The following is a 25537-nucleotide window of genomic DNA, read 5'->3' on the forward strand; positions in this document are numbered from 1 at the left end:
TGTTTAGAGAGTGGTTATTTTTTAGAGAAAAGCTCGTCTAATTTGTCTTCGTATTCATGATAGTTGAGAAAGGCGTAAAGCTCGTTACGTGTTTGCATACTGTCGACCACGTTGCGTTGGTGGCCATCGCTCAATAGGTGCTGATAAACGTTAAGGGCCGCCTTATTCATGGCGCGAAATGCGCTCAAGGGGTAGAGCACCAAACCGACCCCAACGCTGGCTAATTCTTCTTTGCTGAACAGCGGAGTGGCGCCAAATTCGGTGATATTGGCCAAGACAGGCACTTTGACGGCCTCGACAAATTCTTTGTATTGCTCCAAGGTGATCATGGCTTCTGGGAAAATCATGTCGGCACCCGCTTCCACACAGGCAATTGCCCGTTCGATGGCCGATTCCATACCTTCTACGGCGAGGGCATCCGTGCGGGCCATAATGACAAAACTTTCATCATGACGAGCATCGACACAGGCTTTAATGCGATCGACCATTTCGTCTTGGCTGACGATGGCTTTATTCGGGCGATGACCACAGCGTTTTTGCTGGACTTGGTCTTCAATGTGTACCGCTGCAACACCGGCTCTTTCCATTTGTTGTATGGTTCTGGTTATATTAAAAGCCCCACCAAAGCCCGTATCGATATCGACTAATAAGGGCAAGTCGGAAGCGGAAGTAATGCGCCGTACATCCTCTAGAACATCGTGTAAATCCGTCATGCCCAGATCTGGTAAACCGTAGGAGGCATTGGAGACACCGCCGCCGGACAAGTAAATGGCATGGTGTCCTGTTTGCTCGGCCATCATGGCACAATAGGCGTTCACCGCACCTACCACTTGTAAAGGGGCATGCTCCTGTACTGCTTGTCTAAAACGTAATCCTGCTGAGTGTTTTGTCATTATTTTTCTCCCTTTCTCTTTATCTTTTGGGTTAAGGCTTAACGAGGCATTGCTCCATGGCTTGTTTCAGCAATTGACTGGCACGGCTGATATGCCGACGCATCAGTAATTCAGCAAGGTCGCCTTCGTGATTGGCTATGGCGTCTAAAATGGCCCTGTGCTCACGCAACGCTTGGCGTGGGTCGCGTCTTTGATCCGCCGTGTGGTGTCGATACATGCGGATAACGGCATACAGCTCTTCTGTTAATAGACGAATAAGCTTGGTGTTGCCGCTAGCGTGAATGATACGGAGATGAAAATCGTCGTTACCTCCTTGTTGCACATAATGCTCATCGTGGTTCGCATCCAGATAGGCTTGGTGCTCGTCTAGCAGATGATATAGCCGAGTGACTTCCTCTTCGGGCATTTTTTCCGACGCCAGCCTAGCGGCCATGCCTTCTAATGCTTCTCGCATTGCAAAGGTTTCTAACATGTCATCAATATTGAGCTCTATCACCCGTGCCCCCACGTTTGCCGTGCGAGTGACCAAGCCAAGACCTTCTAATTTAACAATGGCCTCCCTAAGCGGCCCTCTTGATACACCGTATTGTTTGGCTAATTCCGCTTCAGAAATTTTGCTGCCTTGAGGAATATGACCTTGAACGATGGCACGACTTAACTGCTGGGCGATGTCTTCCGATAAGGTGGAAAATTTGACAGAAACAAGGTTACTCATAATGGCTATGTGTTCTATTTATTGTTGACAATATATGCAGTTTTAATCTTATTTTTGGTGTTTATCAAGTTATATTGTCGACAATTTTTATTTATTAAACAAATTTTGAACATTTTTTAGTCGAGTAGAGAGTGCTGAACGGGCATTGCCGTGTGCGGCGCGACTGATCACCAAGTTCCTTCCCCTTTTTTAAGGGGAAGGCTAGGATGGGGTTGTTCTTTGGGTCTTCCGGTGTATTTGTTTCCACTCAATTACTTTGAGCTGCTCGTTTATTCCGCTCTGCTGAGCGGGTAACTTTTTGCAAGCGCCCAAAAAGTAACCAAAAATTCGCTTTTAAGGGCAGCGCCTCGTTTCCTCATAGAGATATGATGTTGTCAATGCAGAGCCCCATCAAGGCATAGATTGGTTTTGAGGATAGGAGACAAGGTATTTTTAACTGACTTTGAAACACCATAAAGTCGCGCAACTTCGTTGCGTCGAAGCGGCTTTTTCAGTCTAATTGCTTTCATCCCCCTATAGGCTTTAACTCCGACAGAAGGCGAGGGTAACTAATCACCAAGTTCCTTCCCCTTTTTTTAAGGGGAAGGCTAGGATGGGGTTGTTCTGTTTGTCGTCTCTCAATCGCTTTGTATTTATGAGCTTTATTCCGCTCTGCTGAGCGGGTAACTTTTTGCAAGCGCCCAAAAAGTAACCAAAAATTCGCTTTTTAACGAGAAGCGTGTGATCGACGTTTTATACAACTTACTTTCTCGGTACGCTTTAGGCTGTAAGGCATAGATTGGTTTTTCTGTTCGAGAGATCCTTTCTGTTAATGACCCTGAAAATCCATAGGGTCGCGCAACTTCGTTGCGTCGAAGACGATTTGTAGGTTGGACTTCAGTCCAACAATAGTTACCTCATTGGATTAAAAGGTCGAACACCTTTTCGACCTGATCAAACCTAATTATTTTGATGTGCTTTCACGAAAAGGGCTTTGACCCTGCGCTGAATCAGATATCAACATGTTCTAGTTGGCGCTTATTTGAAAATAGATTAGAGTGTAAGCATGGCGTCTAGGAAGACGAAAGCCACATATTTCTCTCCTCCTGATGCACGGTTATTAGACAAAACAAGCGTGCTTGTTTCGGTCGAAACTTTAACGCTTATTATGATAAATAACTTTATATAAATCATGGTGTTAACTAAATTTTTCTGAATGGCTAAGACTAGAATAACACGCACACCGATTTATTGGATAAATGCGCATGCGTACTATTAAGCTGTTAAGTTACTAGGAGGACTACGTGAAAATGGAAATATGTCGCCTATGCAATAAGGAAGCTATCCTTCAGCGATCGCATATAGTCCCTAGCTCTGTATTTAAATCAGTTAAAGCAGGTGAGTCTCAGTTATATGTCTTTGAAGAACATACAAAACCTGTTTACCGGAACGTTGATCCTAAAGAGAAACTGCTATGTCGGGACTGCGAACAGTTTCTTAGTGTGAATTATGAGCAATATGGAACTGCTTTCACTAAAAATCCGAAGAATGTAGTAAAGTACAAAGAACACATTGGGTTCAAGAAGTTCGACTATAAGAAGTGGTATTTGTATCACTTGAGCATCTTATGGCGAGCGTCAATTTCATCTCTAAAGGAGTTTTCCAGCATAGAACTCGGAGATTTTGATCAGATTCTACGACAGTGCATTTTGGCAAATTGCTTACATTGGGGTGGCAGTCTTTCTCTTGATGACTTCATTAACATCACAATGTTCCGTGTAATTGATAAATCATCTCGTATCGAGGATAACGCCATTAAAAATATTATGCTCAATCCCGTCCGTAAAGGTGATAACGACGATGTATTGTTCTTTTTTATGACAAATGGTTTTTTGGTTCAGTTCAGACTTAACAAAAATCATATTGAGCAACTTCGGTACAAAACGGAAAGAAGAACAGACTTGGACAGAAATATGCAAAGGTTTGTCCGTAAAGTTGACATAACTGAATCTGCCTTTTTGGTAGACAATTTTAATTGGTTGATCGAACAGGTGAAATCGTAACTTAACAAAGCATTTAAGAGTGATTCGCAACGCTTGGCAGTTTCGCTTCGCTCAAGTATAGCCGATCGCTGCTTACACCATAATGCGGCGTTATGTGGGGAGGTAAAAATTGTCTTTCATTTCAGGAATCAACGAACCCAAAGACATGCTGCTCAAACTTGTTAGAGAAGGTAATAGAGTGAATTTTGAGCAGAATGCTGAAGATGTAATGGACCATTTTTTTAATTTTTCAGTCACAGCACATGCTCTTCGGGATTGGTGCATTAACTACCTTTCTCAACACCAGAATAAAAAGCAACTTAATAAAATATGGGACAATGAAAAGCATTTGGTCATAGCAAAAGATATAGCCAATTCTGTAAAGCATTTTAAAATCACAATGTACACTCCGGATGTAAAAGAAGCCTCATCCTCCACTGCACAAAGTATTACTTTTTTCTCTAATGAAAACATAGAGGAAAAAATGGAGAAAGCTCAAAAAAGCAAAGAGTATCGAGAGTCTCAAACTCAAGAAAGCCCAAGTTTTATTGTTACCTTTACAGATGGAGAAACTGAGAAATTAACTGACTATGTTTTGAAAACAATTAAATTTTGGGTTGATTATTTTGATAGAAATAGTATTCCTAGATATACAATTGATCAAAATAATATTTTTTTAAATAGACATTTTTGGGGTGTTCCCAAATAACAAACAAATATTATCGCCAGCAAAAAAAACGCTGGCTGAGACGTCAACCCACTGCGCGGCTTTCCTCGCTAAATTTGGGCGTTAAGTGCTCAGGAGATTGAATTATTAAAGATCTGTTTAGGAATTGGGCATCAAGCGAGTTGTTTGATGAGCAATCTTTCATATCAAAACTTCATGAGTCTCACATATGGGACGATGATGAATACTGGAAACTGGATAACGCGATCTATGACCTTGCAATAAAATATGGCAACGATGATTGCATACCTAGAGAGATTGCTTGGCCGATAGCTAGAATCTTTAGCTATCTAATGACTACATTTGAAACACACCATAACAAAAATGACTTCTTCGCTATTAAAGACTTGGATTCTGAACAGGTATTTGACCGCAGAGAAAGAGTGCAGCTAGTTTTTGAAGGCTTTTTTAAAGGTGAAATGATTCCGAATGATAGCTTCGACTACTCTGACCTTAGCAGATAATGCACTTAACAAGGCAAGGCAGCATCGCACCTTCGGTGCTGGACTCGCTAACGCTCGCCGCTGCTTGCGGCGTTAGCCGGAGTCGATTATGAATATTATTGATCTTGCAGATGAGCCACAACATATTCCAATGTTGGCAAAGTGGCATCATGACGAATGGGGTTACCTAAATCCAAAGGGTAGTGTTGAGCAACGTATAGAAAAAATGGAGCGTTATCTTTCAGGTGGTTTAGTGCCGAGTACCTTCATCGCAAAAGAGGGACAAACTGTTTTGGGTTCAGCCGCAATAATCGAAAATGATATGGATACTCACACCGAACTAACTCCTTGGCTGGCAAGCGTATTTGTTGCGCCAGATCATCGAGGAAAAGGGATAGGTTCTATGCTTATACACCATATACTGGAACGCGCGCGGCTCGAAAAATATGAAACTTTGTATCTTTTTACTCCAACTAAAGAACAGTTCTATTCAAGGTTGGGTTGGTCTACCAACAGAAAAGAAGAATATCGCGGTGTTTCTGTAACTATTATGGATATTGAGCTTAACGGCTAACAAGCCGTTAAGCAACGACACACAACCTTCGCTCCGTTCCGCGTATAGGCATGGCAATTTTACGTTACACTCGACAAAGCCTGTGCGTGTGTTAACGGAGCGTTGGCAAATATCTATTTACTTCCCACGGAGGCGAAATGTACAAAGGAAGTTGTTTGTGTGGCTCTATTCAGTTCGAGCTACATGGTGGAATTACAGATCCTATTTATTGTCACTGCTCACTATGTCGAAAAGCGAGTGGCAGTGCTTTTGCAACCAATGGCGATGTGAATAAGTCAGATCTTCACCTTAACGATGCAAAAGGCACTCTTACATATTACGAGAGTAGTGAAGGTAAGCGGAAATACTTTTGTTCGACATGCGGTGCACCAATATACAGTTCAAACTCAGCAAAGCCGGACAAGTTCAGAATCCGTTTAGGGATAATCGACAGTGATATAGTTGAACGCCCCATCTCGCATAACTTCATCACATCACAAGGGAACTGGGAAGAACTAGAAATAAACTTGCCTATGTATGAAGGGCACGAGCCATCGAGAAAATAATTGGAGCAGGAAAATTTGCCATACAAGCGTTCAAGACGGATTCACAACGCTTGTCAGTTTTGGTTTGAATCAGCTTTAGTGTTTATGGCACAATAGTTTAGGTGTACTAGCTCAGACCTGATCTGTCAGTTTGGATTTGCAATCAAAAGAGTCGGTGTCATTGATTGTTCTGCAACAGCTCTAGAGCGTTGGAAATAATCGCTTTTTAAGGTGTTTTGTCGATAAATGTTACTTTCGAAAAAATTATTGGTTGGTTAGATTAAGATCAATGAAACTGGCTGACTTATGGGCGACGCCATTGATCCCCAGAAGGCAAGGGCGACTAATCACCAAGTCCCTTCCCCTTTTTTAAGGGCTAGGATGGGGTTATTTGGTGTTGCTGATTTGATGGTATTTCTCTGATTACCTTAGGATTTGGCTCACCTCTAGTCATGACGCAAAACTTACAACGCCAATGCTTGATCCAACATTGACATCCTTATTTAGCATAGAGAAAATGAATAGAAGTGGAAGGATCCCAGCCAACATTACACTCTATGCCGCTCGTATCTCTTCCTAACGATACTCATTTCACCCATAAAAGTAGGTTTTATATGGCTTGTTTCCTGAAAAAAGAAACCATTTATCTATGCCCAGAGGTCAATGGCACCCTAACATTCGAAGGAAAGCCTCTGGTTAATCAACCTATTCGAATCGCATTAGTCTATTCTGGCAAAATACACTTTAATGATTACATCTATACTGATGAGCAAGGTAAATTTCATTTTGATGGGTATCAAATTAAATCCAGAGAACCAAACTCTATGTTTGGAGTACCCAAAGTGACTCAACAGATATTAACTGAAATTGATGATAAAAGATATCGACTATGGGAAGCACGGCTTCCAAGCAATGGAACCAAAAGATTAAAAATGGTTGAAGAGCAACTTAAAAATATTGATGCTTCTTTTACAAAAGAGATAAAAGAAACTCAATATGAATACCATTGTCCAGAGTCACCAGTACAGCCATTAGTAGTGCTAAGTGCATTGAAACTTAAGGGACTTGAACAATAAAAGGCATTTTATAATGAATAGTTTAACCCCAAAATTAGCATCTGAATTAGCAGAGTTTGCTTATGAAACAAGGACACAAGCAGCTAATAATATTTTAGGAACTACTGTTTCAGCCAACCCATATGTGGATAAATATTTCAGTTTTAATACAAAAAAAGATACCATAAATGGCGTATCTGGAGGTGTAATCTGTAGAGCTATAAACCTTGAGTCTGGCTTTGTTTATATTGGTACTGGTAAAGGGGACTACTCCAAAGACATTGCCATCACTTTTCGAGGTACGGATAATCGTATTAGAGATGCCCTAACAGATGCCTCTATCTCCACCATTACATCAGACAATAGCTCTGCGGCTCATATGGGTTTTGTGAGAACCTTCCAATCCATAAAGCCGAAACTGAAAAAAGCGATTGATGAAGCCATCAAACAAGGCAATACAGGCACAATACACTGTGTAGGGCACAGCCTAGGTGGAGCCTTAGCCCATCTATGTGCGGTATGGGTTAAAGCAAACTTTGGCAATCGAGCTTGTTTATACACCTTTGGTGCCCCTCGTGTAGGGCATAAATCATTCGCTATTAAGTCCACCGCCAGTATTGATCAGATTTTTCGCTGCATTCACAATACAGACCCCGTACCGATGCTGCCCATTTGGCCATTTTATCATGCTCCTTATCAGGGCAAAGAGTATGTTCTATCAAACAGCGGCGGATTAATTGAGTTCTCGGCTCATTCATTGCCCGAAGACGGCAACCCAGGCTATATAAACTCGGCTAATACTGAAAGCTGGGCAGACTTAAGAGTGATAAGTGATAACTATTTAGAGAATAATGTGGTTCTGTTTTATAAAGACAGGTTTACCTCCACCTTTAACAATACTTCTTTCAAAAAAATTATGGCGGCCTTAATGACCTTGTTAAAAGCCTCCTCACTGGGAGCGGCAGCCTTAACCTTAAGCCCAGCTGTAACAGGCGTTTCAAAGTTCGTTGATGTGATGGCACAGACATTAAATCTAATCGCGAAACAATCTGCCACCCTTTATGAGCAAGTGAAAGGCTTTTTAGGCCATCTTTTATGCTTTTGTGGGTCTCACTATGCGGCATTGCAATTTGAAATCACCCACGATTTTATTAAGAAAGCATTATCTAAAATGGTTCGAAGGATCACTCAGGCAGCAGCCTTAGCATTAGATAACAATCGTATTTAATATCGAATCAAACAAGGCTAGGATGGGGTTGTTCTGTTTGTTGTCTCTCAATCGCTTTGTATTTATGAGCTTTATTCCGCTCTGCTGAGCGGGTTACTTTTTGCAAGCGCCCAAAAAGTAACGGCTTTTTGGGCTTGCTCAAGGTCACCCCCTCGCAGGCGTGGGATCTATGGGGTCGAACACCTTTTGACCTGATTAAACCGAACTACTCTGATGTGCTTTCATGAAAAGGGCTTTGACCCTGCGCTGAATCAAATATCAACATGTTCTAATTGGCACTGATTTGAAAATAGATTAGAGTGTAAGGATAGCGTCTAGGAAGACGAAAGCCTCATATTTTTCCCTACTGATGCTTTAAGCCGAAGCCTAAACGTTCATTATGATGGATAACTTTATATAAATTATGGTGTTAGCTAAATTTATCTAAATGTCTAAGACTAGAATAACACGCACGCCGATTTACTGGATAAATATGCATGCGCACTATTAAACTAATGTTAGGCCCTGAGGAGAGACGGTGGCAATAAAAATTAGCCCTGATTGCGGTAAAATAAATGCTCTATTATTCAAAAATGAGAATGTCGGCTTGCCGATGACTCTAAATCTATCGATCTCGATAGATTTAGATGAGCTAGAGTTTCAAAACGAAACTGAAGAAACCTGTATCCAGCTAGATTTTATTAAGATCCACTTTAAATCTTTTTCCGATCTTCAAAACAAAGAATTCGAGTTCCCAATTAACCCTGAAGACGGGTATATAGATGGATCTGTTTATCTTGATAGTCAGCATATACCGGTTGATGTTACCAAGATAAGCTTCTGCTCATTTGATGGGGATAACATTAAAGCTAAAATTTTCGGCATAGTCCTATTCGATAACTGTGGTTACAAAGATCCTAATCAAGAGTTTGATCTTGAGACTACTTTGAGGTTTGAAAATATATTAATACCTCCGGATATTATTTCACCTAGTGAGCAGAATCTCGATATAGCAAAAAATAAGCTTTCTGAGTTTTTCAATGTCATTGAGTTATCCGAACCAATAATAGAGAACAACGAATTTCGTGATGCCATTGTATTTCACAAATCAATCTAATAGTCATAACAAATCAAAGCATGCGGACTTGGTAAAGCTGTCATCAATTTTGTTCCAAAATTGCCACCAACTTCACCAAGCCAGTGTTGAGGCGGTTAGCCAAAAGAGACCGATAAAAGTTTGCTTAAAAATAGAATAGAGCGGTTGCTAACGTGAGTTATTACGAATTAGGTGTGAGTTTTCTAGCTCCCTCTGGGTGTACCTATGCTAGTTTGGCGATAGGAGGTTTGGCAGCCATAAAGCGATATTGGGGATTAAGCATAGAATAAGGGCCGCGGTGCACATGAGGATAAAGAAAGGGAAGGCGGCTTTTGCCACTTGGCCTATTTTTTCCCCCGTTAACCCTTGTAGGACGAAGAGGTTAAAACCAACGGGTGGGGTGATTTGTCCGAGTTCTATCAGTATCACTAGAAATACGCCAAACCAAAGCGGGTCGAACCCTGCTTGCACGACGATGGGCAAGGTAATGGGGAGGCTCATGACGGTGATGGAAATGCCATCTAAAAAAAGGCCTAATACAATATAAAAAATAGCTAAGGCGAATAAGAGCCACGCTGGTGACAGGTGCAAATTGGCAATATAGCGAGCTAACTCCGATGGCAAGTGCAAAAATCCCATGGCGGTTGATAACAGGGCGGCGGTGATGAGGATGCTGCAGACCATGGTGGAGCTGAGGAGTGTGGCGATCAAGGCTTCTTGGATCATTGCAAAAGAGAGTTGTCTTTCTTTTAGTAAGATTAACAAGGTAGCAAAAACACCCACTGCCGCCGCTTCAGAGGGGGTGGCAATGCCTGTATAGATGGCACCCATGACGATCACAATCAATGAGATCACAGGGAGAAGCAGCACAATGCTTTTGAGCTTACTGATCTGGCTAACGTTTTCTGGTGGACACAAGGACGGGTTCATTAAAGCACGAATGATAAGATAGCCAGAGTATAGCAAGGCAATCAAAATACCAGGCAAAATCCCCGCCATAAAGAGTTTGCTGATGGAGACTTCGGATTGAATACCGTAGACGATCATGACTAAAGAGGGCGGAATGAGTAACCCTAAGCTGCCCGCTCCTGCTAAGGAGCCAATGGACAAGCTACGATTATAGCCACGTTTTTTTAATTCCGTTGTGGTGATCTTGCCAACGGTCGCCGTGGTGGCGGCACTAGAACCGCTAACGGCAGCGAATAAGGCGCATCCGAACACATTGGTGTGCAGTATTCCCCCTGGTAGTTTTTTGGTCCAAGGTTCTAGGCCCTTAAATAATCGATCTGAAATATCGGAACGGAAAATCAGTTCCCCCATTAAGATAAACAGTGGAATGGCGGATAACTCCCAAGAATTTCCCGCACTGAAAATAATACGACTGAGAATTGCGCCAGCCCGATGAAAACTAACGTCGCCAATCAGCACCAAAGACAAAAGGGCAACAATGGCCAAGCCTGAAAACACCCAGACGCCTAAACCAAGCACCACAAAAATAAGTGTCATCACGGCAACAGCGGTTAATACAATGTCCATGTTTACATCCTATTCATGGGATTGGGCTAACTCGATATGGGGCACATGTCGTGTTGATATCAATAACAACATTCTCACCAGCAGTGTAAAACAGAGTAATACTAAGCCGATTAGTACCATGCCTTCGGGTATCCACAGCGGGGTTTCGGCAATCGACGAGCTGGTTGTGCCGCGCTGAAAGCTTCTCAGGGTATTGATATACCAGTAGTAGGAAATCCATGTGAAAATAGTGAAGGACATAGCCGAAACAAGCAGATCTAGCAGCCAGTGAAAACGTTCTGGTAAGCGATCCATGAGAATATTCACTCTAATCAGGCTATTTCTTTCTAGGCTGTAACCTAAGCCTAGAAAGGTAATGGCCGCCACCGCGTAGCCGACAAATTCATCCAGAACATAGGTCGATGTTCCAAATAACCGCAGTACAATTTCCAGCAGGATATGGCACAGCACATAGACGATTAATAGCATGGCTAAGGCACCAGATAACCGGTTAAGTTGTCTTGATAGCGTGGCTAAGAATCGAATCAGCATTATTTGCTTTTCTCAAATTCAGCAATGATGGTTTGGCCCGGTTGTCCGGTATCTTTTAACCATTCTTTAAGGGATGGTTTAGCGGACTCTTGTAACCAATGGATAAAAGGCTTTGGAAGATCTTTGTGAATCGTGACTTTGTGTGCCACCAATTCTTTATAATTTTCTGCTACCCGAGTTTTTACAGCTTGCCAATTGTGTTTGTCCGTGAGAGCGGCGGCTTTTAAAATGGCTTGCTGATCCTTTTTAGGCAGATCATCAAACTCATCTTTATTCATATGCACCATGTTGAGTGGAATGGCGTATTGAATGGCGCTGTAGTTGTCGAGATGCTCCCAAAACTTGCCACTGGCACCCGCATCCGCAGAGGTGAGCACGGCTTGAATGCCTCCTGTCGACAGTTGAGGTACCACATCCGCCCAAGATAGTTTAATGGGATCAGCGCCAGCGTCACGTAGTGTTAACGTGCCATTTTTGTCATAGGTGCGGATTTTTAAATTCGCTAGCTCTTGTTTGTTGGTAACGGTTTTTTTTGACCAAATACCGCTCGCTGGCCAAGGGGAAGCGTAAAGCAATATTTGCCCATTTTTAGCAAAGATTTTTTGGTAATAGGGTTTTGCTATTTTATAAAGATCTTCGGCTTGTTTTTCGTTTTTTACTAAAAAGGGCAAAGAGGAGACTAAAAAAATAGGATCGATTCCCGCCATACTGCCCGCGAGGGTATCGGCTATTTGCACGGCATCATCGGAAACCGCATAAAAATTATCGGCGGATTTAAACCCCAACGAACCACCCGTATGCAGGGTGATTTGCACATCACCTTTCGTTAATTTGGATACTTGATCGATAAAATACTGATCGCCTTGAGCATGGATCGAAGTGGCATTGTATTCATTGGTAAAATCGAATTTCGTTACGGCAAATACCATAGGAGCTTGGCACAGAGTAGCGGAAAGTAATAACAAGCCGGAATAGCGCATAATGATTCTGTCCTACCAGTAAGAAGTGAAGTTTTACTGTAAGCGGCTATGTATTTTTAGATGAGTCGTATCACGACGAGTAGTTTACTCATCACGACAACGTGGTTGTTTAGGAAGGTATATAACAAGCTTTATTCGTAATAATAGCTAATCGAGATATTTACTCATAAACACGCTAAGAGGATGGTCAGGATAGTCGCCAAATGGGCCACAAGTCCCATAGCCTTGTTTACGATAGAAGGCGATGGCGTCTGGCTGATAGGGGCCAGTCTCCAACATAAGTGTTCGACAACCTGATTGATAAGCGCTGGTTTCCAAAGTGGCAATCAATTGTTGGGCCACGCCTTGGCCTCTGGCTTCAGGGCTGACAAATAGACGTTTTACCTCACCGTATGAATCATTCAAAACGATGGCCCCGCAACCGAGGGCTTTGTTCTGTTGATCTCGGGCGACAGCGAAAAGCACATTAGGTTGGGACAGAGAGGCTAAGTCCAATGCGTAGCGGGCTTCTGGCGGATACAAGGAAGCTTGATAGGCATCGAGATCGCTAATCAGTGCCATGACATCGGGCTGGTTGGGGGACTCTTGTTTAATGTGTAATGCTTCTTCCATGTTTTTTGATCGTCTTATAAATGTATTGCTTTGATATTGCCCGAACTTTTTTACTCACACAACCTAAACCTTGTCCACCTTGGTTTAGGGGAGTAAATTGACTCTCTAGGGTGTTCGTTTGCCGCTTTCCATTTAACAATAAGTATCGATTTATGCATTTAGTTCCGTCTTTGTTGCAGCAGATGTGTGTGTATCTTGTGTTGGCTTATATGCTGAGTAAGACGCCAATATTTCTGCCTTTGTTGAATATTTCCTCTCAGCGTTCCCATAAATTTAGTTGTTATGTGCTTTTTTCTCTGTTTTGTATTTTGGGAACGTATTTTGGTCTGAATATTAACGATGCGATTGCTAATACCCGTGCGATTGGGGCGGTCATTGGTGGCTTACTGGGGGGGCCGGTTGTTGGTTTTGCAGTGGGGTTAACGGGGGGGATTCATCGCTATACTTTGGGTGGCTTTACCGATGTGGCCTGCGCGATTTCCACGACCACGGAGGGCTTGATCGGTGGTTTATTGCATTTGTATTTAGTCAGAAAGGATAAGTCCTACCTGTTATTTAATCCTTTGATTGTATTGGCGATCACTTTCGTGGCGGAAGTCAGTCAAATGCTGATTATTCTCGCGGTTGCTAAACCCTTTGACCGTGCTTATTCCTTGGTGTCTGAGATTGCGGCGCCGATGATCATTGCCAATTGTGTCGGTGCTGCGTTATTTGTCAGTATTCTGCAAGATAAGAAAACCATTTTTGAGCGATATTCTGCGGTGTTTTCAAGGCGAGCACTGACCATCGCCGAGCGCAGTGTGGGCATTTGGAGTACAGGGTTTGATGGGAGCAGTGCGGAAAAAGTCGCTCGGATTATCTACGAGGAGACTAATGTCGGGGCGGTGGCCATTACGGATACGGAAAATACGTTGGCTTTTATTGGTATCGGTGAGGATCACCATAAGCCCAATACGCCGATTTCCTCCAAATATACGCGGCAAGCAATGGAGCAAAACCGCATCATTTATTTAGGCGCCCGTGAATCACCTTATCATTGCTCTATTTCAGATACCTGTAAGCTCGGGACGGTATTGGTTATTCCGTTGCGAGCGGGTAAAAAAGTGGTGGGTACTATTAAGCTTTATGAGCCTAAACGGAAACTTTTGTCGAATATCAACCGTTCCATGGGAGAGGGGATCGGGCAGTTATTGTCGAGCCAAATTTTATATGGCGATTTCCAACAGCAGCAAGCGCTGTTAACACAAGCGGAAATTAAGCTGTTGCATGCGCAAGTGAACCCCCACTTTTTATTTAATGCACTTAATACCATCAGTGCGGTGATTCGTCGAGATCCGAATAAAGCACGAGAGCTAATTCAGCATCTTTCGCATTTTTTTAGGAGTAACCTCAAGCAGAATATTGAAACGGTGGCGCTTAAAGACGAGCTTGCCCATGTGAATGCTTATTTGACGATTGAAAAGGCGCGTTTTACCGATCGTCTAACCGTGGAGGTTAATATTCATGAGGCGATACAGGATAGGTTATTACCCAGTTTTACCCTACAGCCACTGGTTGAGAACGCTATCAAGCATGGTATCAGTACAATGTTAGAAGGTGGGCGGGTGCGCATCTATAGTGAACGCAATGGGGTGGGGTATAATATTGTCGTGGAAGACAATGCGGGGCAGTTTGTGCCAGCGTCGGATGGCAATCAAGGTCTAGGGATGGAGATCGTAGCAAAGCGTCTTGTGCATTTTTTTGGTGATAAAGCTGCGCTGCAAACGGAGTGTGAAGCAGGAAAAGCAACACGAATGCGTTTTCTCGTCCCTGATCAGGTTTCTTCTTAAGGTGTGGGGGGCTGCGCAATCATTCAATAACAATAATCGTCGAGAAAAGTAGTTATGCTAACGGCAATAGTAATAGATGATGAGTTCTTGGCCCGTGAAGAGCTGACAGAGTTGCTTCAAGAGTCCGCAAAAGTGAACGTCGTCGCGCAGGCTAATAATGCCATAGAAGGGCTCAAGTTGATTAATACGTTAAAGCCCGATGCCGTTTTTTTGGACATTCAAATGCCACAACTCAGTGGTATTGAGCTGATTGGTATGTTGGATCCTGAGACGATGCCCTGTGTGGTGTTTGTCACGGCCTTTGATCAGTATGCCGTTCGTGCCTTTGAAGACAACGCCCTTGATTACTTGCTGAAACCGGTTGACCCGAAACGTTTGGATAAGACTTTACAGCGCCTGTTAAAGGTGAAGCATAATCAAGAGGCGCCCCATACACAGGCGCAAATGGATGCGCTCACGCCTAAAATACTTCAGCAAGTGCCTTGTCTTGGACACAATCGCATTATGATCATTCCACTTCAGGAGATTGAGATGGTTTACAGTGATTTATCGGGAGTTCATGTGCAAACCGCCGATCAGACGGCAAGTAGCCAACTTACATTAAAGACCTTGGAAGAAAAAACGGATTTACTACGCTGTCATCGCCAATATCTTATTAATACGAAGAGTATTAAAGAGATTCAGTTACTGGATAATGGCTTGGCAGAAGTGATGACACACAGTGGGAAACTGGTGCCAGTGAGTCGTCGTTATTTAAAGACTTTGAAGCATATGTTGGGGATTGTTTAACGATTGCGCCACCTTTGGGAAGAATGTGTGCCTCTCGTCATTATCATGACGTTTTGTTGACTTTTTAAGGTTGTCACGCTCCGCTCAATTTTTCCTATGACCGCTTAGCTTAGTATCTTGCCACTGAGTAAAAGCTTGGGTGATTCTTTAGAAAAGCCGATTTATCTTAGCCGCTGCAATTATAAAAACAATCATGCAGAGGAAAATAATAAGATGATGATGTTTCTATTCTGTGTAGCCGCGCTGATCGCGGGTTACTTCATTTACGGGACTTTTGTCGAAAAAGTCTTCGGTATCAAAGAGAATCGTACGACACCTGCGTTTTCTAAGCGTGATGGTGTGGATTACGTTCCCATGTCGAACAAGAAAGTGTACCTCGTACAGTTATTAAATATTGCCGGTGTCGGTCCTATTTTTGGTCCCATTATGGGGGCGCTATATGGCCCTGCTGCTATGTTATGGATTGTCTTTGGGTGTATTTTCGCTGGTGCCGTTCATGACTACTTTTCGGGGATGCTGTCTATTCGTAATGGTGGGGCATCGGTTCCTTCTATCACGGGGCGTTACCTCGGCAACGGTGCAAAACACTTTATGAATGTGTTTGCTGTGGTGTTGTTGTTACTGGTTGGTGTGGTGTTTGTGTCCGCCCCTGCGAGTATGATTACCAATTTGGTGAATCACCAAACCAGCGCGACACTGTCCATGGGAACTATGGTTGCCATCATTTTTGCTTACTATATTTTGGCGACGATTGTTCCTATTGATAAAATCATTGGACGTTTTTACCCATTGTTTGGGGCGCTGCTGATTTTTATGTCGGTTGGGTTGGTCTGTGCGATTGGCTTTTCATCCCATCATGCGCTGTTAGCGAATTATTCGTTTAGCGATATGTTTACTAATATGAACCCAAATCATTTACCTCTGTGGCCGGCTCTATTTATCACCATTGCTTGTGGGGCGGTATCGGGTTTTCATGCTACGCAATCACCATTGATGGCTCGTTGTTTGGAAAATGAGAAGAATGGTCGCTTTGTCTTCTTTGGTGCCATGATAGGTGAGGGAGTGATCGCTTTGATTTGGTGTGCGATTGCACTGTCCTTCTTTGGCACAATGGGATCATTAGGCGCTGCCGTTGCCCATGGTGGGCCTGGTAATGTGGTGTATTCGTCGTCCTTTGGCTTGCTTGGTACGTTCGGTGGCATCATTGCCTTTTTGGGCGTGGTTATTCTGCCGATTACCTCTGGCGATACGGCATTTCGTTCTAGCCGTCTGATCTTGGCTGAATACTTTAACATGGAGCAAAAAACACTGAAAAACCGCTTATTTATGTCTGTTCCTCTGTTCATTATTGGTGGCATTCTGACGCAAGTGGATTTTGCAGTGATTTGGCGCTACTTCGGTTTTGCCAATCAAATGACGGCGGTAATGATGTTATGGACCGCCTCGGCCTACTTGCTTCGATTCAATAAGTTACACTGGATCTCTACGATTCCTGCGATGTTTATGACAGCGGTCTGTACCACTTTCATACTCAACAACAGTACTTTGGGCTTTGGCTTATCTATGTCTTTATCGACTGCGATTGGTATTGTTGTCACTTTATTTGTGACTGGCTATGTGATCAAAATCTCCAAAGGCAAAGGCGATCCAGCGTTTGATCAGGCTGAAGAAGATAAGTTAAACACGGTGCCGAAAACGGTTTAACCCTGTAGGTGGAGAAGCAATAGGCAAACGTTAAGTTTGATATTAGTGAAAAAGCCGATTGAGAAAAGTCTCAATCGGCTTTTTTATATGAGGATTTTGCTAAATGAAAACAGTCAGAGTGCTTCATTTTGGGCTTTTTCTTTACCGGGGGAGCGTTATTGCACTGAAATCGCTCAGAGATAACGAATTCTTTGTTGATAGGTACCGTGCGATATACGATTCAAATAATCCAACGGTGTGGTGCTGACAAGCTTTTTAAATTCGCTAAGAAAGTGTGATTGATCATAAAACCCTAAGTCACAGGCCAAATCAGAGAAAACCAATTCATTATTATTGTGAATATCACAAACAGCTGATTGGCAACGAATGATGCGGCTGAATGTTTTGGGAGACACGCCAAGATCGTCGCGAAATTGTCTTTGTATGGTTCTCGTTGTGTAGCCTGTTAGAGCTTCTAAGTCTTGAATTCGGATATTGCCTTTTTTCTTGTAGATATCCTGCACTACTTGAAGAGTGAGTGAGGAAGGTTGTCTTATCCGCTTACCCAATAAAAATTCGTTAAAAATGGCCACCTGTTTGGCAAAGCTAGGCTGGCTAACAATCTTCTCGAAAGCCTCGTAACTGTTGGGGATCGTCTCTAAAAAGTCAAACTCTTGATCGATTAACTCTTCTGTGGCGACATCAATAAAGTCTGGTATGACACCTCTTGCAAAGCGCACACCGAAATAGCGATGTTGAGCGATAAGTTGGGTATTACGAGCTTCTAGTGGCGTACCGCAAATCATGGCCCGTGGCTTATATTCATCACAGTCAAATACCACATCAACACAACCATCAGGAATGGCAAAGTTAAGTTTGCATTCCTGTTTCAGTTCAAAACTGTAATAGTGGGAAATGGCAGGGTTTGACGATGGGTAAAGAGAGAATTGCTTAGCAGAATTAAGAACAAACCAAGGTTGTTCTGAGCGAATATCGAACATCGGAATAGGTCTGGATGATATTGACATGGCATGGCTCTGCTTGAATGAAGGATGAATAAAAAGTCAGCTTATAGGCTGCTTTCACTTGCTCTTAGGTACTGTTGTCAAATAATCATGCAAAAATAATGCCGTTATTTTTGGTTTGTTGGGTGAACATGATTCATGTCGGAAAATTCCAATACGCAGCTATTGGACAGGATTAGGATCAAAGGCAAGCGTTGCTAACCCATTTGTATCAAGAACCACTTGTTCATTGGTGTTGAATCAAGATAAAGGGGTTTATTCTGTTCGGTTTAGGGACGTAAAAACAAAAACTATTCATTTTTATTATTAGGTATTGCTATGTCTGAGAACACAACTATCGATTTTATTTATCTATCTGAGCAAGACATGATTCGTGCCGGTGTTACCGATATGCCCAAATGTGTCGACACCATGGAAGAAATGTTTGCGCTTTTGCATAAAGGCGATTATCGCATGGCAGGTCCTAATAGTGATTCCCACGGCGCTTTAATTACGTTCCCTGATGAGTCCCCTTTTCCAACGATGCCTAAACCCACAGCGGATCGACGCTTAATGGCTATGCCTGCTTATTTAGGTGGGGATTTTCAGACCTGTGGCGTAAAATGGTATGGTTCTAACATCGCCAATCGTGAGAAAGGCTTACCTCGCTCTATATTGATGTTAACGCTAAGCGATATTGAGACCGCTGCGCCTTTGGCTTATATGTCGGCTAATTTACTGTCTGCTTACCGCACAGGAGCGATCCCAGGTGTGGGCGCGCGTCACTTAGCTCGTAAAGATGCCAAAGTGATTGGCTTGCTTGGCCCAGGTGTGATGGGGAAAACCACTGTTTCAGCCTTTATGGCGGCGTGCCATCATATTGATACCATCAAGATTAAAGGGCGTGGTCAAAAGAGTCTCGATGATTTTATCGGGTGGGTGAAGGAAACCTTTCCACAAATTAGCAATATCCAAGTAGTGGATACTATTGAAGACGTGGTCCGAGGTTCAGATCTTGTCACTTATTGTAACTCTGGAGAGACTGGTGATCCAACAACTTACCCAATGGTAAAACGCGAATGGGTGAAACCGGGGGCATTTTTAGCCATGCCAGCAAGTTGTTCGTTAGATGAGGGAATGGAAGGTCCTGGTGTGCGTAAGGTATTGGATAATACGCGTTTATACGAGGCATGGTATGAAGAATTACCGAAACCAGCCCATAACCATGTTCCACTAGTCGGTGTGCGCTTTATGGACATGATCGCTGCCGGTCAACTTGATAAAGCGGAGCTTGAAGACATTGGTAAAATCGTGGCAAATGAAGCGCCAGGTCGTCAGAATGATGACGAAATCATTATTATGTCTGTCGGCGGTATGCCAGTAGAAGACATTGCTTGGGCAACCGTGATTTACCGCAATGCAATAGAGAAAGGTATTGGTGTCAAATTGAACCTTTGGGAAACCCCAGTGTTAAAATAGCAGCATAAAACTGAAATAACAGTGATGGCAAGCCTCAACTAGGTTTGCTGTCATTGAGCTACTCACAAAACGACTTTTAAACATCATTATTTTATAGGTGAATATCATGACGACTATTATCAAAGCAAAAACAGGTTCCATTTTTGAAGAGAAAGGCAGCTATTCTCGTGTTGTCTCTGTTGATAATTGGATTTATGTTTCTAATACGGCAGGCCGTAATCCAGAGACAAAAGAAATTCCAGAGGACGTGATTGAGCAAGCTAAACAAGTTTTCAGTAACATTGAGAAAGCTCTTAAGGCGGTCGATTCTGGTTTAGAAGATGTCGTTGTGTCACGAGTGTTTATCCAAGACCCAGCAGACACGCCAGCGGTGATGGAGTTTATTGGGACTAAGTTTAAAGGGGTTAACCCAGCGACGACGGTAACTTGTCCTCCTTTAGGCTCCACTGTTTATAAAGTGGAATTAGAAGTCACGGCTTATCGTGGCGCTTCGAAAGCTAATGTTCAAGAGATCACAATTGCTTAATTATCCTGTTTTTTAAAACACTAAGAAGGATGTTTTCGCCATGAAGAAAGCATCCTTTCATTCCTAGGGAATTTGTTATGACAAAAACACTCGATACGGTACAAACGCAAGATCAGTTGCCTGAATCAACGACTGTTGTGGTGATTGGCGGTGGTATTGTTGGTGTGACGGCTGCGCTAACCTTAGCTGAGCGTAATATTCCTGTTGTTTTGTTAGAAAAAGGCCACATCGGAGGAGAGCAATCTTCACGAAATTTGGGCTGGATTCGGAAAACCAACCGTCACTCAGAGGATGTGCCTCTGGCGGCTGCAGCGGATCGACTCTGGGCGCAAATGCCGGAGAGAATTGGCCATGATGCAGGCTATAAACAAGCTGGCATTATGTTTTTGGCAAAAACAGAAGAACAACTGGCAGCAAGTGAAGGCTGGTTGAAGTCCGTTCAGGCTCTGGATTTGGACTCACATTTATTGAGTAAAAAAGAAATTGATCAAAAAGTGCCAGGTGGAAAGGGCGATTGGGTAGGGGGAATCTATACCCCCTCTGATGGTCGTGCGGAGCCTGCCGTGGCAACAGCTGCCATGGCGAAAAAAGCCATTGAGCTGGGTGCAATAATGGTACAAAACTGTGCTGTTCGTACTTTATCCATGTCTGGGGGCAAGGTCTCTGGTGTGGTGACAGAGCAAGGGGAAATTCGCTGTGAACAAGTGCTGCTGGCTGGTGGCGCGTGGTCAAGACGCTTCTTGGGCAACTTAGGTGTGTCTTTATATACCTTGCCATTAATATGCTCAGTGATGCGAACCAAACCAATGGAAGGGCCGACTGATATTGCTGTTGGTGGTCCAGATTTCTCTTTTAGGAAACATCAAGGTGGTGGTTTTATTGTCACCCAGCGTGGGGCGTTAGATGCCAAACTCACTTTAGATCATTTATTAATTGGTCGACGCTACCTATCCCAATTACGCACTCAAGGTGGTTTTTTGCGAGTGTCGATGGGTCGTGAGTTTTTTAAAGACCTAACCTTGGCACGTCGTTGGAAAGGCAATCAAGTGACGCCTTTTGAAAAAATCCGTACTATGGATCCACAAGCCAATCCTGCTTTGAACAATGAAGCCATAACCAACTTGAGAAAGGCTTGGCCAGCGTTTGAAGCGGCTGAACTAGAGGAAGCGTGGGCTGGGGTGATTGATATCACACCTGACTCAAGTCCAGTGATTGATCATGTGAAAAGCATTCCTGGCTTAACGGTTGCAACGGGCTTCTCTGGTCACGGTTTTGGAACAGGACCTGCAGCAGGTCAGTTAGCGGCGGATCTTGTCTCCAATCACGAACCGATTGTTAATCCTGCTCCTTATCGATTTGATCGCTTCTAGGCGGTTGTCTCTCAAAAAAATACTGACACATTTTTTGTGTTGGTATTTTTTTTCATTAGATTCCAGTGTATAAGGAGAGACTCGAAGACTAACGATTATCACATGGACAGTGGGTATGAATCATTTAAGAGTTATCAAAGTTATTTTAGTGGCTTGTGTTGCCTTGTTTGCAGGGTTAGTTGCCTTTAATAATATAGTGGATTATGGATCCAATTATGCTTTTGTTCAGCATGTCTTAACCATGGATTCGATTTTTGATAATAATCCTCTGGTCTATCGTTCAATTCAAGTTCCTTTTCTACATCATGCCTTTTATTGGCTGATTATCTTTACCGAAGCCATGGTAGGGATATTGTGTGCCTTAGGTGTGTGGCAAATGTGGCATAGCCGTCTTGCCGATAACAGGACCTTTAATCATGCTAAAAAATGGGCCAATGTTGGCTTATTACTTGGGGTGTTGCTCTGGTTTACTGGATTTATGACGATTGGTGCAGAGTGGTTTTTAATGTGGCAGTCTAAAATTTGGAATGGGCAATCCTCTGCATTTCGTTTTATCGTGGTACTCTTTCTAGTATTGATCTTTATTAATCAAGAGGAAAAGTCATAGTAGATGTATTAGCGTTGCTTTTATTCACTCGATTTGTTTTTTCTCCAGTTTTATATTGAGTGCATGGTATTTATATTCATGTACTCAATATCTTATGTTTTTACCTTTTAATTTTATTCAAACAAGAGAGTGCTTGAGTATCATCATCTCAAGCATTTGTTCTGCCATTTCGGTGACATTTTCTTCGTCAATATAAATACCATCGATTAAGAATCTGGCAAGGCCGTGTAGGCTTGCCCAGGTGGCTTGTCCGACCCTGAGTGGTGTATTGCTGCTGGTCAAAACGCCATTTTTTTGCAGGGCTTCCACCCAGTCTATCCAGCATTTAAAAGCTTGGCGTGATGCTATCTTTAAGCTGTCATTAGGTGTGCCTGTTTGCCATAAGGTACGGCCATACATCAGGTCATAGAGCTCACTTTGTTGTTGGGCAAAATGAATGTATAAAAAGACGTATTTTTTAAAGGTTTCTTCGCTATGGTCTTGCTGGTTAATTAGCTGTCTAAGCCGCTCTGTTTGCTGCTCAAAGCCATTGGCTGCGATGGCGCAGAGTAAGGCATTTTTATCTTTGAAATGGTGATAGGGGGCGGTGCGAGATACGCCAACGATGTCTGCTAACTTACGCATCGATAAGGCATTGGCCCCTTCTTTATGAAGAAGGTCGCTAGCGGCTTGGATTAAGGTGATTTTCAAATCACCATGATGATAGGTTTTTTTCGTTGTGGTCATGCTCGGATTAAAGCTGTTTATCTTGACAGTGTCAAAATTAAATTCTATCTTGACGCTGTCTAGATTGTTTTTAGCTTGTTAAGAGACCTCTATAAGCGAACCCAGTACGAGGTATCGAGCACAGCAGTCGTGTCGTGGTTTGTATAACAATAACATCCTTAAAAGGGCATCATTATGAGTCAGTCAGCTTATTCGCATCTCTTTCAACCATTGGATCTCGGTTTTACGCAATTAAAAAACCGCATTATTATGGGATCCATGCATTTGGGTCTAGAAGAAGCCAAAGATGGCTTTCCTCGTATGGCGGCGTTTTACGCAGAGCGAGCAAAGGGCGGTGTGTCTTTGATTGTAACGGGTGGTATCGGTCCAAATGAAGAAGGAGGGGTTTACGCTAATGCGGCTTTGATGACAACCGAAGAGGATGTCATCAACCATCGTCAAGTGACGTCTGCGGTCCATGCCGAAGGCGGAAAGATTTGTATGCAGATTTTGCATTCAGGCCGTTATGCTTTTACCCCCAAGTTGGTTGCTCCTTCCGCATTACAAGCCCCGATTAACCCTTTCCCTCCCCATGAATTAACCCAAGATGAAATTGCTAAGCAAATTGATGACTTTGTGAATGCTGCCTTATTAGCGCAAAAAGCCGGGTACGACGGAGTTGAAGTGATGGGCTCCGAAGGGTATTTACTCAATCAGTTTATTGCTGCTCGTACGAATCACCGCGAGGATGATTGGGGCGGAGAATATGAGAATCGGATGCGTCTTCCGGTAGAAGTCGTACAACGCATTCGCGACGCGGTGGGCGAGCATTTTATTATTATCTACCGTTTGTCCATGCTGGATTTGGTGGAACAAGGGAGTACGTTAGAGGAAGTCATATCCCTTGGTTTAGCGATCGAAAAAGCAGGCGCAACGATTATCAATACGGGCATTGGCTGGCATGAGGCCAGAGTGCCGACAATTGCTACAAAAGTTCCAAGAGCGGCCTTCACTTGGGTGACTGCGAAGCTTAAAGAGTCGTTAACTCTCCCTTTAGTCACCTCTAACCGGATCAATATGCCGGAGGTCGCTGAGGATGTTCTGGCTCGGGGCGATGCGGATTTGGTGTCTATGGCTCGGCCGTTTCTTGCCGATCCTGAGTTTGTGGTGAAAGCACAGCAAAATCGAGCTGATGAAATCAATACCTGTATCGGGTGTAATCAAGCTTGTTTGGATCATGTTTTTTATCAGAAGGTCACATCTTGCTTGGTTAACCCAAGAGCCTGCCATGAGACGAAGCTCATTATTGCGCCCGCTGAAACGCCAAAGCGTATTGGCGTTATAGGGGCTGGCCCTGCCGGTTTAGCGTTTGCGACAACGGCGGCGAAACGAGGACATAAGGTCACTTTATTTGATATGGCCAGTGAGATTGGTGGGCAATTTAATATTGCTAAGCGTATTCCTGGTAAAGAAGAGTTTTATGAAACACTGCGCTATTTTAAGCGTCAAATCGCGCTGACAGGTGTCACGTTAAAACTCAATACATGCGTTGATGAATCGCTATTGAATCAATGCGATTTTGACGATGTAGTCATGGCAACGGGCATCCTACCAAGGGAACCGGAGATTGAGGGGATCGATCATCCAAAAGTGTTGAGCTATTTGGATGTCATGAATGGTCATGCCGTTGGTAAGCGTGTGGCGGTGATCGGTGCGGGTGGTATTGGGTTTGATATCAGCGAATACCTGATCCATGAGCTATCCCACGGAGCCAAAACCATTGGTGAGTTTATGAATCAGTGGGGAGTGGATATGACCTTTCAAACCCGAGGTGGCGTGGAAGGAATGAAGCCAAACTTTCAACCAGCCGTGAGGGAAGTCTTCTTGCTACAGCGAAAAGCCTCCAAGGTCGGTGCGAATTTAGGAAAAACCACAGGCTGGATTCATCGAACTGAGCTGTTGAAAAAAGGCGTGACCATGCTTGCCAATTGTGAGTATCAAAAAATCGATGATCAAGGGCTGCACCTCACCGTGGCTGGGGAGCCACAATGCTTGGCTGTTGATAACGTTGTGATTTGTGCGGGTCAATTACCCAATAAAACCTTAGGTGAGAGCATAAATAGACCTGTGCACTTTATTGGCGGAGCGGATGTTGCATCAGAGCTTGATGCGAAACGTGCGATAAAACAAGGCACGTTATTGGCGTGTGAGTTGTAAGCATCTAGAGTATAGCAGAGACTTTACTCATGTTTTTTTTATGTGATTATCTGCTATTTGAGGGATGGAATTATTTTCGTAAGTCTTATTCTCCAGCTCAGAGCTAACCTACTATAGCTATAATGGATCATTTCTTTTATGGCTATAGCATTATTTGCTGGGTGAATTTTTCTGAGTGCCTTTGTTAACCTAATTTTCTTGAAAATCGATTGCTATTTAGATCTGTCGAAGGGGTTATATTTATTCTTATTGTAGAAGAATAGCACTATTATACTCTAATGTGTTTTCTAATTATTTTCTTATTCTCCTCTTTTCTTAAGAATAGTGTTTTTTTATAAGGGATTTTTAAGTTATTCCTATTTCTTATTTCAATAATGAGTAAAGTGAATTTGTTTTTGAATGGTGGTTAAAATA

General features: G+C 43.1%; 24 protein-coding genes. 16 read left to right on the forward strand and 8 right to left on the reverse strand.

All coding sequences use genetic code 11. The annotated features are described in order from the left end of the window. Positions 1-14: 14 nt before the first annotated feature. Entirely contained in the window at positions 15-893 is an 879-nt protein-coding gene (prpB, locus tag MSP8886_RS07380; protein ID WP_067014219.1) for a methylisocitrate lyase, read from the reverse strand. Between the two features lie 31 nt (positions 894-924). Further along, entirely contained in the window at positions 925-1608 is a 684-nt protein-coding gene (locus MSP8886_RS07385) for a GntR family transcriptional regulator (RefSeq protein ID WP_067014221.1), read from the reverse strand. 1283 nt (positions 1609-2891) lie between these two features. On the opposite strand from MSP8886_RS07385, the gene MSP8886_RS07390 reads away from it, so the two are divergent. The 8 genes from MSP8886_RS07390 to MSP8886_RS07425 all read left to right on the forward strand — a co-directional run bounded on the left by MSP8886_RS07390 (position 2892) and on the right by MSP8886_RS07425 (position 9276). Next, a complete protein-coding gene (locus MSP8886_RS07390) occupies positions 2892-3650 on the forward strand; it encodes a hypothetical protein (protein WP_067014223.1) in 759 nt (252 codons plus the stop codon). A gap of 109 nt (positions 3651-3759) precedes the next feature. After that, entirely contained in the window at positions 3760-4338 is a 579-nt protein-coding gene (locus tag MSP8886_RS07395) for a hypothetical protein (RefSeq protein WP_175365281.1), read from the forward strand. Positions 4339-4451: 113 nt separating this feature from the next. Continuing rightward, complete coding sequence (locus tag MSP8886_RS07400; RefSeq protein WP_281197713.1) at positions 4452-4820, forward strand: Imm41 family immunity protein; 369 nt, start codon at positions 4452-4454, stop codon at positions 4818-4820. 88 nt (positions 4821-4908) lie between these two features. Then, positions 4909-5373, forward strand: a complete 465-nt coding sequence (locus tag MSP8886_RS07405) for a GNAT family N-acetyltransferase (protein WP_067014229.1) — start codon at positions 4909-4911, stop codon at positions 5371-5373. Between the two features lie 137 nt (positions 5374-5510). Continuing rightward, positions 5511-5918 (forward strand): GFA family protein, encoded by a 408-nt coding sequence (locus tag MSP8886_RS07410; RefSeq protein ID WP_067014231.1) that lies wholly within the window; start codon positions 5511-5513, stop codon positions 5916-5918. Positions 5919-6424: 506 nt separating this feature from the next. Next, positions 6425-6973 carry a DUF6795 domain-containing protein gene (locus tag MSP8886_RS07415; RefSeq protein ID WP_139063104.1) on the forward strand — a complete coding sequence of 183 codons (549 nt, stop codon included), beginning with the start codon at positions 6425-6427 and terminating at the stop codon, positions 6971-6973. A 13-nt stretch (positions 6974-6986) separates the two neighbouring features. After that, positions 6987-8180, forward strand: a complete 1194-nt coding sequence (locus tag MSP8886_RS07420; RefSeq protein ID WP_067014235.1) for a lipase family protein — start codon at positions 6987-6989, stop codon at positions 8178-8180. Positions 8181-8697: 517 nt separating this feature from the next. Further along, the gene (locus tag MSP8886_RS07425) at positions 8698-9276 is read left to right on the forward strand and encodes a hypothetical protein (RefSeq protein WP_067014237.1); all 579 of its coding nucleotides are present in this window, start codon (positions 8698-8700) and stop codon (positions 9274-9276) included. A 207-nt stretch (positions 9277-9483) separates the two neighbouring features. On the opposite strand, the gene MSP8886_RS07430 is transcribed toward MSP8886_RS07425, so the two are convergent. The 4 genes from MSP8886_RS07430 to MSP8886_RS07445 all read right to left on the reverse strand — a co-directional run bounded on the left by MSP8886_RS07430 (position 9484) and on the right by MSP8886_RS07445 (position 12914). After that, on the reverse strand, positions 9484-10791 hold the full coding sequence (locus MSP8886_RS07430; RefSeq protein ID WP_067014239.1) for a TRAP transporter large permease: 1308 nt from the start codon (positions 10789-10791) through the stop codon (positions 9484-9486). A gap of 9 nt (positions 10792-10800) precedes the next feature. Beyond that, complete coding sequence (locus tag MSP8886_RS07435; protein ID WP_067014241.1) at positions 10801-11322, reverse strand: TRAP transporter small permease subunit; 522 nt, start codon at positions 11320-11322, stop codon at positions 10801-10803. Beyond that, positions 11322-12302, reverse strand: a complete 981-nt coding sequence (locus MSP8886_RS07440) for a TRAP transporter substrate-binding protein (protein WP_067014243.1) — start codon at positions 12300-12302, stop codon at positions 11322-11324. Before MSP8886_RS07440 ends, MSP8886_RS07435 begins: the two co-directional genes overlap by 1 nt. A 147-nt stretch (positions 12303-12449) precedes the next feature. Continuing rightward, positions 12450-12914 (reverse strand): GNAT family N-acetyltransferase, encoded by a 465-nt coding sequence (locus MSP8886_RS07445; RefSeq protein ID WP_067014245.1) that lies wholly within the window; start codon positions 12912-12914, stop codon positions 12450-12452. 152 nt (positions 12915-13066) lie between these two features. Here MSP8886_RS07445 and MSP8886_RS07450 point away from each other — a divergent pair, with 152 nt between their 5' ends. The 3 genes from MSP8886_RS07450 to MSP8886_RS07460 all read left to right on the forward strand — a co-directional run bounded on the left by MSP8886_RS07450 (position 13067) and on the right by MSP8886_RS07460 (position 17236). Continuing rightward, entirely contained in the window at positions 13067-14743 is a 1677-nt protein-coding gene (locus MSP8886_RS07450) for a sensor histidine kinase (protein WP_067014247.1), read from the forward strand. Positions 14744-14797: 54 nt separating this feature from the next. Beyond that, entirely contained in the window at positions 14798-15532 is a 735-nt protein-coding gene (gene btsR / locus MSP8886_RS07455) for a two-component system response regulator BtsR (protein WP_067014250.1), read from the forward strand. Between the two features lie 213 nt (positions 15533-15745). Continuing rightward, positions 15746-17236: a carbon starvation CstA family protein gene (locus tag MSP8886_RS07460; protein WP_067014253.1), complete on the forward strand. Its 1491-nt coding sequence runs from the start codon at positions 15746-15748 to the stop codon at positions 17234-17236. Positions 17237-17409: 173 nt separating this feature from the next. Here MSP8886_RS07460 and MSP8886_RS07465 read toward each other — a convergent pair whose 3' ends face one another. Next, entirely contained in the window at positions 17410-18243 is an 834-nt protein-coding gene (locus MSP8886_RS07465) for a helix-turn-helix domain-containing protein (RefSeq protein WP_067014255.1), read from the reverse strand. A 315-nt stretch (positions 18244-18558) separates the two neighbouring features. Here MSP8886_RS07465 and MSP8886_RS07470 point away from each other — a divergent pair, with 315 nt between their 5' ends. The 4 genes from MSP8886_RS07470 to MSP8886_RS07485 all read left to right on the forward strand — a co-directional run bounded on the left by MSP8886_RS07470 (position 18559) and on the right by MSP8886_RS07485 (position 22201). Continuing rightward, complete coding sequence (locus MSP8886_RS07470) at positions 18559-19698, forward strand: ornithine cyclodeaminase family protein (RefSeq protein WP_067014258.1); 1140 nt, start codon at positions 18559-18561, stop codon at positions 19696-19698. Between the two features lie 106 nt (positions 19699-19804). Next, complete coding sequence (locus tag MSP8886_RS07475) at positions 19805-20224, forward strand: RidA family protein (RefSeq protein ID WP_067014261.1); 420 nt, start codon at positions 19805-19807, stop codon at positions 20222-20224. 77 nt (positions 20225-20301) lie between these two features. Beyond that, the gene (locus MSP8886_RS07480; RefSeq protein ID WP_067014265.1) at positions 20302-21594 is read left to right on the forward strand and encodes an NAD(P)/FAD-dependent oxidoreductase; all 1293 of its coding nucleotides are present in this window, start codon (positions 20302-20304) and stop codon (positions 21592-21594) included. 115 nt (positions 21595-21709) lie between these two features. Continuing rightward, on the forward strand, positions 21710-22201 hold the full coding sequence (locus tag MSP8886_RS07485; protein WP_067014268.1) for a DUF2165 family protein: 492 nt from the start codon (positions 21710-21712) through the stop codon (positions 22199-22201). Between the two features lie 117 nt (positions 22202-22318). On the opposite strand, the gene MSP8886_RS07490 is transcribed toward MSP8886_RS07485, so the two are convergent. Further along, positions 22319-22927 carry a TetR/AcrR family transcriptional regulator gene (locus tag MSP8886_RS07490; RefSeq protein WP_067014273.1) on the reverse strand — a complete coding sequence of 203 codons (609 nt, stop codon included), beginning with the start codon at positions 22925-22927 and terminating at the stop codon, positions 22319-22321. Between the two features lie 174 nt (positions 22928-23101). Here MSP8886_RS07490 and MSP8886_RS07495 point away from each other — a divergent pair, with 174 nt between their 5' ends. Further along, complete coding sequence (locus MSP8886_RS07495; protein ID WP_067014276.1) at positions 23102-25123, forward strand: NADPH-dependent 2,4-dienoyl-CoA reductase; 2022 nt, start codon at positions 23102-23104, stop codon at positions 25121-25123. The last annotated feature ends 414 nt before the right edge of the window (positions 25124-25537 follow it).

It is taken from the genome of Marinomonas spartinae (genome assembly GCF_900089775.1).
In the GTDB taxonomy this organism is placed as follows: Bacteria; Pseudomonadota; Gammaproteobacteria; order Pseudomonadales; family Marinomonadaceae; genus Marinomonas; species Marinomonas spartinae.

Excerpts from the sequence above, each read along its gene's own strand:
- MSP8886_RS07460 (WP_067014253.1), top strand. The coding sequence starts at position 15,746 with ATGATGATGTTTCTATTCTGTGTAGCCGCGCTGATCGCGGGTTACTTC.
- MSP8886_RS07445 (WP_067014245.1), bottom strand. The coding sequence starts at position 12,914 with ATGGAAGAAGCATTACACATTAAACAAGAGTCCCCCAACCAGCCCGAT.
- MSP8886_RS07490 (WP_067014273.1), bottom strand. The coding sequence starts at position 22,927 with ATGACCACAACGAAAAAAACCTATCATCATGGTGATTTGAAAATCACC.
- MSP8886_RS07480 (WP_067014265.1), top strand. The coding sequence starts at position 20,302 with ATGACAAAAACACTCGATACGGTACAAACGCAAGATCAGTTGCCTGAA.
- MSP8886_RS07485 (WP_067014268.1), top strand. The coding sequence starts at position 21,710 with ATGAATCATTTAAGAGTTATCAAAGTTATTTTAGTGGCTTGTGTTGCC.
- MSP8886_RS07435 (WP_067014241.1), bottom strand. The coding sequence starts at position 11,322 with ATGCTGATTCGATTCTTAGCCACGCTATCAAGACAACTTAACCGGTTA.
- MSP8886_RS07440 (WP_067014243.1), bottom strand. The coding sequence starts at position 12,302 with ATGCGCTATTCCGGCTTGTTATTACTTTCCGCTACTCTGTGCCAAGCT.
- MSP8886_RS07495 (WP_067014276.1), top strand. The coding sequence starts at position 23,102 with ATGAGTCAGTCAGCTTATTCGCATCTCTTTCAACCATTGGATCTCGGT.
- prpB (WP_067014219.1), bottom strand. The coding sequence starts at position 893 with ATGACAAAACACTCAGCAGGATTACGTTTTAGACAAGCAGTACAGGAG.
- MSP8886_RS07430 (WP_067014239.1), bottom strand. The coding sequence starts at position 10,791 with ATGGACATTGTATTAACCGCTGTTGCCGTGATGACACTTATTTTTGTG.
- MSP8886_RS07385 (WP_067014221.1), bottom strand. The coding sequence starts at position 1,608 with ATGAGTAACCTTGTTTCTGTCAAATTTTCCACCTTATCGGAAGACATC.
- MSP8886_RS07405 (WP_067014229.1), top strand. The coding sequence starts at position 4,909 with ATGAATATTATTGATCTTGCAGATGAGCCACAACATATTCCAATGTTG.
- btsR (WP_067014250.1), top strand. The coding sequence starts at position 14,798 with ATGCTAACGGCAATAGTAATAGATGATGAGTTCTTGGCCCGTGAAGAG.
- MSP8886_RS07410 (WP_067014231.1), top strand. The coding sequence starts at position 5,511 with ATGTACAAAGGAAGTTGTTTGTGTGGCTCTATTCAGTTCGAGCTACAT.
- MSP8886_RS07420 (WP_067014235.1), top strand. The coding sequence starts at position 6,987 with ATGAATAGTTTAACCCCAAAATTAGCATCTGAATTAGCAGAGTTTGCT.
- MSP8886_RS07475 (WP_067014261.1), top strand. The coding sequence starts at position 19,805 with ATGACGACTATTATCAAAGCAAAAACAGGTTCCATTTTTGAAGAGAAA.
- MSP8886_RS07450 (WP_067014247.1), top strand. The coding sequence starts at position 13,067 with ATGCATTTAGTTCCGTCTTTGTTGCAGCAGATGTGTGTGTATCTTGTG.
- MSP8886_RS07470 (WP_067014258.1), top strand. The coding sequence starts at position 18,559 with ATGTCTGAGAACACAACTATCGATTTTATTTATCTATCTGAGCAAGAC.
- MSP8886_RS07465 (WP_067014255.1), bottom strand. The coding sequence starts at position 18,243 with ATGTCAATATCATCCAGACCTATTCCGATGTTCGATATTCGCTCAGAA.